The sequence below is a fragment of the Blautia parvula genome, from assembly GCF_020215665.1.
Taxonomy (GTDB): Bacteria; Bacillota; Clostridia; order Lachnospirales; family Lachnospiraceae; genus Blautia; species Blautia celeris.
The window spans coordinates 4265146-4277420 of record NZ_CP084061.1 but is presented as its reverse complement, the minus strand read 5'-3'; the positions used below and the strand labels follow the sequence as shown (position 1 = coordinate 4277420).

Sequence of the window (12275 nt, the reverse complement as noted above, 5' to 3'; positions counted from 1 at the left end):
AAAAAAAGATACCGGAATACAGCGTCCGATACCTTTTTCTTAAATCTTTATTCCCTTTTCTGCCCTGTATCTCAACAAAACACGACATATGCAAAAATATAATCAGAAGTGAATACTCCCCTGAAGCCAGATAACGCCTTTAAAGCGCCGTCCCACCTCAGGCTCTCCCATCAGATCATTTGTGTTGATACACACATCAATTTCCAGGTCATTGCATGAGATTCTGAGTTCGTAGACTTCCTCGTTTGTCATGACATTTCTGACTCTGGAGCAGTCAAGTATTTCTCCCATGACATTATACAGGTCACATTCCATTCCGTACGGCATAAAATATGTATCTACAATAGAGTACACATCTTCATTGGGTATTCTGCCGGAGATCATGGAATAGATATCAATATCCTCCATGGTCAGATTCTCCATGGCATCCTCATCGCCATTACGTGCAGCCGCGATCATACGGTTGCGGTTGATGGTATTTTCCTTCTCTTCTTTTTCCTGTTTCTCATCCTTTGTGACAGGAAGAAGAATCTTTCCCTCCTTAGCCAGGGCCGCAAGGGTTATGGCATAGGAGCCTCTGGAATAATTTCCATGGCTTCTCTCTGTTAGATATTCCCCTGCATTCTGCAGATAAAATATAATGGTCACTCCAATTCTCACGTCATCACAGGCGCCTGCGTAAGATTCCTTTCCTGCATGCTTTTCGATTACCACGTCCTCCTGGGTAGTAATCCCGGTACCGCGGAAATACGGAAAATAATATTCCATCTGGAACTCATTATTCTCATCATATTCTCCGCATACCGTTATTCCAAAATCACAGCCAAAGGTTTTAGAGATTTCCGCGAACATATGATTTTTTCTGTCTTCAATCACTGTCTTCTCATCATAATGTAAGATTACATCTTTAAGAATCCGGTCCACCTCTTTTTTTCCGTTTATACCGGAAAAACCAATGGATTTCAAATAACTGTGCAAATACGTACCTCCGTCTGGTTAAGGTTTACATAACTTTGTTTACATAATATTTACTTTATTTCTGTCATACCGCCCATATAAGGTCTTAAAGCCTCCGGAATCCTTACAGAGCCATCTGCCTGCAGGTTATTTTCCAGAAATGCGATCAGCATTCTCGGCGGGGCAACAACTGTATTGTTCAAGGTATGCGCCAGATACTTGCCATCTTTCCCATTTATACGGATTTTTAATCTTCTGGCCTGTGCATCACCCAGGTTTGAACAGCTTCCCACCTCAAAATATTTTTTCTGTCTCGGTGACCACGCTTCCACATCCACGGATTTCACCTTCAAATCCGCCAGGTCTCCGGAGCAGCATTCCAGTGTACGCACCGGAATATCCAGGGAGCGGAATAAATCTACGGTGTTCTGCCACAATTTGTCAAACCACTCTTTACTTTCCTCCGGTTTGCAGACAACGATCATTTCCTGCTTCTCAAACTGATGGATACGGTATACACCGCGCTCTTCCAGCCCGTGTGCTCCCTTTTCTTTCCTGAAGCACGGGGAATAGCTTGTAAGAGTCTTGGGCAGCTCCTCCTCGGGGATGATCGTGTCAATGAATTTACCGATCATGGAATGCTCGCTGGTTCCGATGAGATACAGGTCTTCACCCTCGATCTTGTACATCATGGCATCCATCTCAGCAAAGCTCATAACGCCTGTCACCACATCGCTGCGGATCATGAAAGGAGGTACACAGTAGGTAAATCCTCTGTTTATCATAAAATCCCTTGCGTAGGAAATAACAGCAGAGTGAAGTCTTGCAATATCACCCATAAGATAATAGAATCCGTTTCCGGCTACCTTTCTGGCGCTGTCCAGATCAAGTCCATTGAAGCTTTCCATAATTTCTGCGTGATAGGGAATCTCAAACTCAGGAACCACCGGTTCGCCATACTTCTGGACCTCTACATTCTCCGTGTCGTCCTTTCCGATGGGCACTGACGGATCAATGATGTTTGGTATTGTCATCATGATCGTTCTGATCTTTTCCTCTACTTCTCTTTCCTCTGCAGACAGGCGTTCTACCGTCTCAGCATTGGCTGTAACTTTTTTCTTTACCTCCTCTGCCTCCTCTTTCCTGCCTTCCTTCATAAGCCCTCCTATCATCTTGGAGATTTTGTTTCTTTCAGCCCTTAATGCCTCAACTTCCTTCTTGATGTCACGGTTTCTCTTGTCCAGCTCGATCACTTCATCTACAAGCGGCAATTTGCTGTCCTGAAATTTATTTTTAATATTCTGCTTTACAATTTCCGGGTTTTCTCTTAAAAATTTAATGTCTAACATCTCTGTTCTCCTTTTGTTTTCACAAGTTTGTTTACATAAGATTATTTACATAATTTGTGGCAACAATTCAATCTGCCAAATTATCAGACCACGGTCAGTCATCTAACTCTGTCTCCTGTAAAATACCGAAATTCACAGCCTGTCTCAGAGCTTCCACTTCTTCTTCACTCAATACTACATAGGATTCCCCATTTACGATCTCTTTAATATAGAGAAAGCAATTTTCTCTGCTGTGTATAGCATTGAGCAGAAAGCCGGTATTATTTTTGTCAAGCATGGCCAGCACAAAACTCAGTTTGCCTCCCATGTCTTCAAAGGCGTCATATTTTACAATACCGTATTTGTTCAGGGATTTATCCATGACTTTCCATATTTTCTCAATTTCTTCTCCATTGTCATCTGTGGAGCGCACCAGTTTTTCTATCAAATCGAATTTTCTTTTAAAAAGCCGTTCAAGAGATTGTCCATCTTTTCCCTTCATGAACAGCGTATACTTCCTGTTTAGCCGGTTCAGTCCCAATGAAAGGTTAAATACGCAGATCAGCAGTATGACCACTACGACCAGCAGTAAAACCATCAATATTCCGGAGTGAGACTGAAGACTTTCTAATAAACTACTCATCTGTTGTTCACAACTCCCTTATTTTATCTAATCGTTTCCAGTAGTTCTATAATACGTTCCAGCTCATCCTTGGAGTAATATTCAATTTCTATTTTCCCCTTATCATTGTTCTTTCGGTGTATTGCCACCTTAGAGCCAATAATCTGTTTAATTTTTTCCTCCAACTGCTGATAGACCAGATTCTGTGCTTCATCCACCGGCTTTTCCTGTTTCTCAGGTGCGGGATTCAGGATCTCTTTTACCAGTTTTTCTGTTTCCCTCACACTTAATTTTTCATCGAATACCTTTGTTGCTGCCATAACCTGAATTTCAGAGTCTTCTATTGCCAGAAGCGCCCTGGCATGACCTGTTGTGATCATCTCATCAATAAGCATCTGCTGTACACGGTCATCCAGCTTTAAAAGACGCATGGAATTAGTTACGGCAGTACGACTTTTAGACACTCTCTCAGCAATGGCATCCTGTTTCAAATGAAATTCTTCCATAAGCCGTTTATATGCCACAGCCTCCTCAATAGGGTTCAGATCCTCTCTCTGAATATTCTCAATAAGTGAAATTTCTACTGCTTCCTGATCAGAGAATTCTTTTATGATAACCGGAATTTCTTTGATACCTGCCAGTTTGGAGGCTCTCCACCTCCGCTCACCTGCGATGATTTCGTAATAATCACCCTTTTTCTGAACCAGAAGCGGCTGCAGTATGCCAAACTGTTTAATGGACTCTGCAAGTTCCAGCAGTGCGTCCTCCCCAAACTGTTTTCTGGGCTGCTCCCTGTTTGGTTCTATCATTGACATTTTAATCATCTGTACGGATTTTTCATTTTTTATGTCAACTTCTTTTGTATTCTCAGCAGGTGTTGGGCCAGGGATTTTCTTTTTTACCTTAGCACTGGTATCCGGAATCATGGAATCCAGTCCTTTTCCAAGACCACCTTTTCTTACTGCCATTCTTCATCCCCCTTATGTAATACTTCCTCTGCCAGGAGTTTGTAACTCTCTGCTCCCACAGATTTTTTATCATATAGTGTAATGGGCAGACCATAACTGGGCGCCTCTGCAAGACGGACATTTCTCGGTATAATAGTTTTGTAGATGGATTGATTCAGATTGCTCTTTACGTTCTCTACAACCTGCAGGGAAAGGTTTGTCCTGGCGTCATACATGGTAAACACTACACCTTCAATAACAAGTGAAGGATTTAAACGTTCCTGTACTAATTCTATGGTATGAATGAGCTGTGTCAGTCCTTCCAATGCGTAGTATTCACATTGAATGGGTACAAGAACGGAATCTGCTGTTGTCATTGCATTGATTGTCAAAATATTTAGTGATGGAGGGCAATCCATAATGATGAAATCATATTTGTCTTTTATGGTGTCAATATGATTCTTTAATAAAAATTCTCTGTCTTCTACTCCTACCAGTTCGATCTCGGCTCCGGCCAGGTTGACGTTAGACGGGATAATGGATAGGTTTTCAAATACGTTTTCAATCAGGCAGTCAGATAAATCGCAGTCTCCGAGAAGCAGTTCATACAGTGTGGCGTCTAAGTTTTCTTTTTCTACGCCTACGCCGCTTGTGGTGTTTCCCTGGGGGTCGATATCTATAATGAGGACTTTTTGGCTCATTTCTGCCAGGCAGGCGGAAAGATTAATGGCTGTGGTTGATTTGCCTACGCCGCCTTTTTGGTTTGCTATAGCTATAATTCTTCCCAATTATACTCTCCTCTTTTCATCTGTGTGGAAAAGTTTTTTGATGTGTTTTTTGGATTATGATATACGTGTTTATTATAGCATTAATTGTGGAGTATTTCCATAAGAATGTTTCACGTGAAACATTTTTTTATTGGTATTTTATTGGTTATATTGTATATGGGGAAATAGAGTAGAAGGCGGACGGATGGGAAGCAGGGGGAGGGCAGGTGTATGGGGAAAACGAAGCGTTTCGCTTGTCCGGAAGCTAACCTGCTCCCAGTCACTAAATTCGTCGACAACGGCCTCCTCATTAAGTGTCTGGGGCAGGTGGATCTCCCGAACGCTCCACTAGACATCGTTTTCCCCATACACCTGCCCTCCCCCTGCTTCCCATCCTGGTTTTCTCTGTATCGATATTATACTTGTAATGTTTCACGTGAAACATTTATAGAAGCATTTGTGGCTTGTTTAGTGTGGCTTTGTTAAACTATGTATAATGAAGGTTTTGTACTATATTAAATCCATAAAATCAGCAACTGATTTTATGGATTTATTAATTTATTGTTTCTATTGCTTTTGTTTCTTTTAAAAATCAGATATATTATTTAACTTTAAATAATTAATCTAAAACAATATACAAGGTTTTATGTCGCATAGTCTTTATATGACAGTCTGTGCAATAATCGCGTTCATAAAATAGAATGTGTTAGGAAATTGTGTTTAAAAATTGCTTTCGATAAGTTATCTACTATGGTTTGTAGGAGATTTTTGTCAGATAAGATTTGTGGAGTGGGCTGTATTAAACAAATTGGGGAAAGATATGCTGCAAAGTAGATCATGCAGATTGTGATAATAAAGTTAAAATACCTTTTGTATGCTTTAATAATAACAATGTTTATTATATGCTGCAATACGTGCACTATATGTGAATATAAGATATATCTTTATGTCGTATGACTATCTATTTGATTATGGACTGTAAATTATTTTAACTTGTATAATTCACTTTAATGTCTTATAATATTAGTATATTCTTTTTCAGGAGGTGGACGGTTTTATGAAGAAATCCAGGCATAAAATAATTACGGCAAGTATACTTTTTTCCATTGCAACGGGTATTATTTATGTGATTAATCGGCTTATATTTGGGACTGCTGTGTTGAAGGAAATGTTGAAGTCCACAGCTAACAATTATTATAATTGGCGATTTGGGAAGATATATTATAAGAAGATTGGGACTGGGACGCCGGTTTTGTTGGTGCATGATTTGACGGTTTATAGCTCAGCTTATGAGTGGAATAAGATTGTGGATAAGCTGGCTGAAAACCATACGGTTTATACCATTGATCTGCTGGGGTGCGGACGGTCCGATAAGCAGAGAATCACATATACAAACTACTTATATGTGCAGATTATTTCAGATTTTATTAAAAATGTGATTCATGAGAGAACGGATGTTATCACCAGCGGTTATTCAGGCTCCTTTGCTTTGATGGCCTGCCATAATGAAACAGATTTGTTTGGTAAGATCGTCATGATCAATCCGCCAGCGCTTAATGCTTTGAATAAGATACCTGATAAAAAGAGTAAACTGTATAAGTTCCTTTTGGAAATACCTGTTTTTGGAACTTTGGTTTATAATATGATTACATGTCAGAGTAATATTCAACTGCTGTTTACGGAGCAGTATTTGTATAATCCTTTTAATATGACTGCAGAATGGCTGGATACTTATTATGAAGCGGCCCATAAGGGGATGAGCAGTTCAAGGTATCTGCTTTCCAGCATAATAGGACGGTATACAAACAATAATATTAATCATGCTTTAAAGGCAATTGATCAGAGTATTTTTATTATTGAAGGTGAGGCAGAGAGGGACAGCAAAGATATTATATCTCAGTATACAGAATGTAATCCTGCTGTTGAGGCAATTAGTTTGAAAGGAGCCAAACACTTACCGCAAATGGAGACACCCGATAAATTAATGGAACAGTTAAATATATTTCTTGATTAAATGTTTCACGTGAAACATTTACAAAAAGAGTTCTGCAGCATTTCCGGCTGCAGGACTCTTTTTAGGTTATTTACTCATATGTGATAAACTCAATTGTAAAGTATACTTTTGTTTTTATGATTCCTTATTCTGTTTTTCTAAAAAGGCATTAAAAGCCTCTGTCAGTTCTTTTACTTTCATTTTGTTTACTAATGATGCATTTCCTTTGCTGTCTTTTACCAGATAAAAGCTGGAATCATACGCATAATACTCAGTAGTCACATCCACACCATTTTCCTTGTAGAAATGTACTGTCATTTCAGGTGGATTTTCCATATCAGGAACCGTGTCTAACCGTTCCTGGCATTCCATACCGCTTATAAGACTGTAAAACTCAGAGAAATCAGACAGTTCTATTTCTTTGCCATTCATATAATAGGTAGTAACCGTTGTTGTTTCCTCTTCTTCTGTATCTGTATCCTCTGTATTTTCTTTATCACTGTCACTCTCTACCTGTTTTTCCTCAGTTTTCTTAGTAAATTCATAGGTATTTCCATCTTTTTCAATAGTGACTTTATCCAGATCGGCAAAAATATAATCTGATACATAAGTACTGAGGAATTGATTTACTTCTGCATTCAGGAGATTGTCAACAGTAGAACTGCTTAAAGTATAAACCCCTGACTGACTCTGAAGCTTAGCATAATAACTGTTATCTTCTGTTTTATTACCTATTAATAAAACTTCCTGTTTATCGACAGTCACTTTTTCCTCTGTATCTTCTGTGGTATCACTCTCAGCTTCAGCATCCTTACTTTTATTGTCTGTAGTATTGCTGCCATCCGCAGTATCTGCACTGTCATCTTTCGTTTTATCAGTAGATTTTGTTTCAGTAACCTGATAATTTATCGTAATTATTGTCGGGTTATCAAGTCCATACTGACTCAAATCTTCTGTATTTTGACTGATAAAACTGCTCCAGGATAAACTTGTTATGGGGTTAGTAAATTCAGATACCTGTGAACTGCCCGCATCTTTCTTTGTACCATCCCATCCCGTTACAGTCCAGCCTGTACTGGAACTGCTGTCTTTGAAAACTGAAAATGTCTGTCCATTTCTTTCCATTATGACGCCTGTTATGTCTGTAATACTTGGAAATGTTTCTTTTTCTGCCAGATCATTGATATCAAACTGCAGCGAAGTGACAATTGTGGAGGAAACCATATAAACTTTTTCATTATCTTTGTTCAGCGTCATATAGCTGCTGCTTGTAACTGAATTTGTATCTCCAAATTGCAGCGTCTGTTCCTTTCCATCTTTATCTTTTAAACTTACAGTAACAGTTGGATTATCCAAACCATATTCCGAAATATTATCCGGTTTTTCTAACACTCTGTCAGCAGCTATTTTTTCAAATTTACTGATAATTTCTTCAAATGCTGATTGATCCAGCGGAAAGTTTTCTTCTCCGTTGTATTTCCATATGTCATCACTTTTTGTAAATTTATATTCATTTTCACCTGATTTGAATACCGCTTCACTGATATCTTCTACAGTTGTCTCGAATGCCGTTTCTGATGTTTTCTCAGTATCCTGACTGTCCTCTTTGCTGCTGTTATGAAGAACAAGATAAAATACCAGCAGCAAAGCTAATATGATAATGCCTGCAATAAGTGCTGTATTTTTTTTCTTCATTTACTGTTTTCTCCTCTTCATCCAGATTCCACCACCTAAAATCACCAAAAATGCCGGTACTACAGCCATAACAAATATACTCCAGAAGCTGGCGTCTGCTGCTGGTATTGTCAAGGTCGACGTATCCAGACTTTTACTGGATATTGATATTGTACTGCCATCTTCGTTTGAGCACATCCAGTTGACAGATGCGGAAATCAATTCAAAGTTTGCACCGGATACCATTGTATTCATATTGTCATTAAACAGTGTCTCAGATGAATAATATACAATCTGCGTCTGTTTATCATCCTCCAGATCTTCACTGATTGCCACACCTACATGGAATGGACCGTCAATGTCTCCACTTTCTTTCTCCATTGTCTGCATATTTTCCACATTTACTTTGGAATAAGAACTGTCGGATGTGGTTAGTATATTCTGAATTGTCAAAGTATCCCTATAATTATCTGTTGTCTCAATTCCCTGAGCCAAAGGCATAAGGATATAACGGCTTTGGGAGGAGAGATTTGAGGTAATATCATTGCTTTCTATATTAGGAAGCAGGTATGACGGGTTCTGAGAAATATAATGGTTTGTATCTGCTTCAAGAATAATGCCGTCAACGGTTTTCACGCCGTAATTTTCCAAAACAGAGGCAAAATTAGGCATGTCTTCCCCTGTATAATTGGATACAATCAGTGCTTTTCCTCCGTCTTCCAGGTAAGTAATAATCTTCTTTGCCTCATCCTCCGAAATATCCTTTGATGGTGCAAAAATAAACAAACAGTCCGCATCTTCCGGAACAGCGTCCATTGTAAGAAGATTTAGAGATTGGATATCAATATTTGCCTTCTGTATCATATCTTTCAGTGAATCGCTCATAGAAGACTCATCGTGACCTTCCAGTGTATACATTACAGGCATATTATCTGATGTCACATAGTTGATCGCACTAGTAAGCTGTCCCTCTCCGTCAAACCCGGTCACTTCGCTTGCATATGTCTGGTAATTCACAGAGGTCTCATACATGGAGTTATAATCAACCACTTTACTTTTATCACCGGAAACTACAATAACACTATTGTTGTTTACTCCTTCTGTTGTATACTGTGAGGTAAACTTTGGATTAACAGCAGGATCTTTCTGCTCTACCTTTACATGGTCACTGCTTTCCTCATACCGTTCCAGCAGTTTTTCTATATCACTGCTTTCAGAACCTTTCTGTGCTATAAAATATAAGGTAACATCTTTATCCAGATTCTTCAGCAGTTTTTTTGTCTGATCTCCGATACTGTACATCTTTTGTGTACTTAAGTCTATTTCTCTGTATTTTGACGGAAGCTCCTGGATAAGCAGATTTACTACTACCAGAATTGCCACGAATACCGCGACTACTCCCATACTATATGTTCCATGCTTCAGATTTTTCCTGTTTTTTCGTCTGTTTTCTTTATTATTACTAATAATATCTTTAATATTAATTTTTTTCTTATTAATATTACTTTTTATTTCTTTCATGTCTGCATTTTCTCCTTTCTTCGACCTCCAAAATCAGCTCCAACGCCGTTTTTGTATGGATTGAATTGTCAGAAATACAAAAATGCATATTACGGAAAGCATATATACGATTCCTGTCACATCCAGTATACCGCCAACAAAGTTATCAAAATGATTTGCGATCGCCAGTAAATCCAATACTTTTTGTATGGCGCCTTCAAAAAGAGAAGACTTTACAAAATACAGAACCACAGTAACTCCCACCAATATAACTCCCACAACGCCTGTAAGGATCGCATCTCTTGTCATCTGATAAACAATGAACGCAATTATAATCCCAATCACCACAAAAGCCAGCATAGAGCTCACTGCTGTCTGGGAGAAGAAGGACTCAATTCCGTTCATCACATAACTGCAGAAAAGAACGCCGAATGTAAGGACAGCTGCAATAACCTGACTCTCTGTGACAGAGGATAAAAATAATCCCACTGCTATGTTGGCGCATCCCAGGAAGAAAAAGCCGATCACAGCCGTATAGGCCATAGGATAAGATACCGTACCGTATTTCCCCATAATAAGGGGATAGCAGGCAGCAATGATAACAGGGATCACATAGATCGTGACCATCCCCAGATATTTTCCCAGCACAATTTTCCAAACTGCCACCGGTGAAGTAAAGAGTAACTGGTCTGTCTTATTTTTCTTCTCCTCTGCCAGTATCCTCATTGTCAGTACCGGTGTTATGATCAAAAATATAAATGTAACCGAACTCAAAGTTGCTCCGAAATCCGGTGTTGCATAGTTCAGGTTATATGCAGTAAAATAAATACCTAATATTAGTAATATAAATGCCATAAACACATAACCTACCATGGATGTAAGGTAACTCTTCACTTCTTTCTTATATATCGCCAGCATCTTCTTTTTCCTCCCCGCTATCTGTCAGCTTTAAGAACACTTCTTCTAATGTCATATTCGTTGACTGCATCTTTAAGATAGGATATTTCGCTTCCGCCAGGGCAAAGAATATATTCTCCCTTACGTCCTGGTCCCCGGCTATCTTGACCGTAAAATCACAGGCGTCTTTTACCATGGACTCATGATAGATAAGTTCTTCTATATTGTCCACCATATCAAGCGCTTTTCTGATCTCCTCTTCCGGTCCTTTTACTGTAAGTTCAAGGGAATTTGCACCTGTCATAACCTTACTCAGATTTTCAGGTGAATCGCTGGCAACCAGTCTGCCACGATCAATAATGAGCACATGATCACATACAGCACTAACCTCTGATAGGATATGTGAACTGAGGATAACTGTATGTTTTTCACCTAAACTCTTGATCAAATCCCTAATCTCAATGATCTGTTTTGGGTCAAGCCCCACTGTGGGTTCATCCAGAATGATAATTTCGGGATATCCCAAAAGTGCCTGTGCCAGGCCAACTCTCTGCTTGTACCCTTTGGACAGGTTTTTGATCAGCCTGTATTTCATTTCTTCCAGTTTAGTAGTTGACATAACTTCGGATATGTTCTTTTCTATTTCTGCCTTTGGAATGGATTTCAGCTCTGCCACAAATTTCAAATATTCCATCACTGTCATATCCTGATACAAAGGCGGCAGCTCGGGCAGATAGCCGATACATTTTTTAGCCTTCTCAGGCTCCTCCAGGATATTATGTCCGTCAATCAGAATATCTCCCTCTGTGGACGCAATATATCCTGTGATCATGTTCATAGTAGTGGACTTTCCGGCGCCATTTGGTCCCAGAAACCCGTAAATTTTACCTTTTTCCACAGTAAAGTTCAGATGGTCCACTGCCACATGATTTCCGTACTTTTTTACAAGATTCCTTACTTCAATCAAAATGTTCCCTCCTTTAATCTTGTGCTTCCATAATCTGACCTTTCTAATTTTATTTTTTAATTGTGATAAAAATTAGGTAAGACTGTGATTTTTCTGTGAAATATTACCAGACCTTTTTCATCCAAAACTCTAAATTTCAAACATTCGCACAATTTCTCAATCATTCGACAGATCTGTCACACATCTGCCTGCATTGACTTTTCAAAAAAATTATCGTATGCTCAAGAAAACAAACACTTACTGCAGAAGAGGAACCAAGATGGATTTTTACAAAAGAGTAGAATATGTATGCAGGCAGATTCCCTGCGGCAGGGCTGCCACCTACGGCCAAATTGCCCTGTTATGCGGCATGCCCACCCATTCCCGCCAGGTTGGCTACGCCCTGAACAAAAGACTGAGTTCCCCGGATATCCCTGCGCACCGCGTTGTTAACCACAGAGGATATCTTTCAGGTTCCGCCTCCTTTACATTTCCCCACACTCAGGAATCCCTCCTGAAAAAAGAAGGCGTCCCCGTAACACCGGAGCACACCATTGATCTGAAAAAATACGGCTGGCATCACACCCTGGACGACGCCATGCGCTTCCGTGCCTACTTCACCGCCCACAACATTTGAATTCTGA

Annotated in this window: 11 protein-coding genes; 2 read left to right on the top strand and 9 right to left on the bottom strand. The window is 39.5% G+C overall.

Features of this window, described 5'->3' with window-relative positions; all coding sequences use genetic code 11:
• Positions 1-102 precede the first annotated feature (102 nt).
• From LC508_RS19820 to LC508_RS19800, 5 genes are all read right to left on the bottom strand, one after another.
• On the bottom strand, positions 103-978 hold the full coding sequence (locus LC508_RS19820) for a DUF3881 family protein (protein ID WP_033143192.1): 876 nt from the start codon (positions 976-978) through the stop codon (positions 103-105).
• Between the two features lie 50 nt (positions 979-1028).
• The gene (gene serS, locus LC508_RS19815; RefSeq protein WP_033143191.1) at positions 1029-2306 is read right to left on the bottom strand and encodes a serine--tRNA ligase; all 1278 of its coding nucleotides are present in this window, start codon (positions 2304-2306) and stop codon (positions 1029-1031) included.
• A gap of 94 nt (positions 2307-2400) precedes the next feature.
• Entirely contained in the window at positions 2401-2928 is a 528-nt protein-coding gene (locus LC508_RS19810) for a DUF4446 family protein (RefSeq protein WP_033143190.1), read from the bottom strand.
• 23 nt (positions 2929-2951) lie between these two features.
• Positions 2952-3875 (bottom strand): ParB/RepB/Spo0J family partition protein, encoded by a 924-nt coding sequence (locus tag LC508_RS19805; protein WP_033143189.1) that lies wholly within the window; start codon positions 3873-3875, stop codon positions 2952-2954.
• Complete coding sequence (locus LC508_RS19800) at positions 3866-4642, bottom strand: ParA family protein (RefSeq protein WP_033143188.1); 777 nt, start codon at positions 4640-4642, stop codon at positions 3866-3868. The genes LC508_RS19805 and LC508_RS19800 overlap by 10 nt, the downstream gene beginning before the upstream one ends.
• Before the next feature lie 1036 nt (positions 4643-5678).
• On the opposite strand from LC508_RS19800, the gene LC508_RS19795 reads away from it, so the two are divergent.
• Positions 5679-6635 carry an alpha/beta fold hydrolase gene (locus LC508_RS19795; RefSeq protein WP_054352636.1) on the top strand — a complete coding sequence of 319 codons (957 nt, stop codon included), beginning with the start codon at positions 5679-5681 and terminating at the stop codon, positions 6633-6635.
• 114 nt (positions 6636-6749) lie between these two features.
• Here LC508_RS19795 and LC508_RS19790 read toward each other — a convergent pair whose 3' ends face one another.
• From LC508_RS19790 to LC508_RS19775, 4 genes are read right to left on the bottom strand one after another with little or no spacing between them, the layout of a single operon-like run.
• The gene (locus LC508_RS19790) at positions 6750-8309 is read right to left on the bottom strand and encodes a DUF4340 domain-containing protein (RefSeq protein ID WP_118594144.1); all 1560 of its coding nucleotides are present in this window, start codon (positions 8307-8309) and stop codon (positions 6750-6752) included.
• Positions 8310-9809: a GldG family protein gene (locus LC508_RS19785; protein ID WP_225305234.1), complete on the bottom strand. Its 1500-nt coding sequence runs from the start codon at positions 9807-9809 to the stop codon at positions 8310-8312.
• Positions 9810-9842: 33 nt separating this feature from the next.
• Positions 9843-10706, bottom strand: a complete 864-nt coding sequence (locus LC508_RS19780; protein ID WP_033143185.1) for an ABC transporter permease subunit — start codon at positions 10704-10706, stop codon at positions 9843-9845.
• Entirely contained in the window at positions 10690-11652 is a 963-nt protein-coding gene (locus LC508_RS19775; protein WP_033143184.1) for an ABC transporter ATP-binding protein, read from the bottom strand. Before LC508_RS19775 ends, LC508_RS19780 begins: the two co-directional genes overlap by 17 nt.
• Before the next feature lie 259 nt (positions 11653-11911).
• Between LC508_RS19775 and LC508_RS19770 the strand changes: the two genes are divergently transcribed.
• Positions 11912-12268, top strand: coding sequence for an MGMT family protein (locus LC508_RS19770; RefSeq protein ID WP_103733326.1), 357 nt, complete (start codon positions 11912-11914; stop codon positions 12266-12268).
• Positions 12269-12275: the final 7 nt, after the last annotated feature.

Excerpts from the sequence above, each read along its gene's own strand:
- serS (WP_033143191.1), bottom strand. The coding sequence starts at position 2,306 with ATGTTAGACATTAAATTTTTAAGAGAAAACCCGGAAATTGTAAAGCAG.
- LC508_RS19790 (WP_118594144.1), bottom strand. The coding sequence starts at position 8,309 with ATGAAGAAAAAAAATACAGCACTTATTGCAGGCATTATCATATTAGCT.
- LC508_RS19795 (WP_054352636.1), top strand. The coding sequence starts at position 5,679 with ATGAAGAAATCCAGGCATAAAATAATTACGGCAAGTATACTTTTTTCC.
- LC508_RS19785 (WP_225305234.1), bottom strand. The coding sequence starts at position 9,809 with ATGAAAGAAATAAAAAGTAATATTAATAAGAAAAAAATTAATATTAAA.
- LC508_RS19780 (WP_033143185.1), bottom strand. The coding sequence starts at position 10,706 with ATGCTGGCGATATATAAGAAAGAAGTGAAGAGTTACCTTACATCCATG.
- LC508_RS19805 (WP_033143189.1), bottom strand. The coding sequence starts at position 3,875 with ATGGCAGTAAGAAAAGGTGGTCTTGGAAAAGGACTGGATTCCATGATT.
- LC508_RS19770 (WP_103733326.1), top strand. The coding sequence starts at position 11,912 with ATGGATTTTTACAAAAGAGTAGAATATGTATGCAGGCAGATTCCCTGC.
- LC508_RS19810 (WP_033143190.1), bottom strand. The coding sequence starts at position 2,928 with ATGAGTAGTTTATTAGAAAGTCTTCAGTCTCACTCCGGAATATTGATG.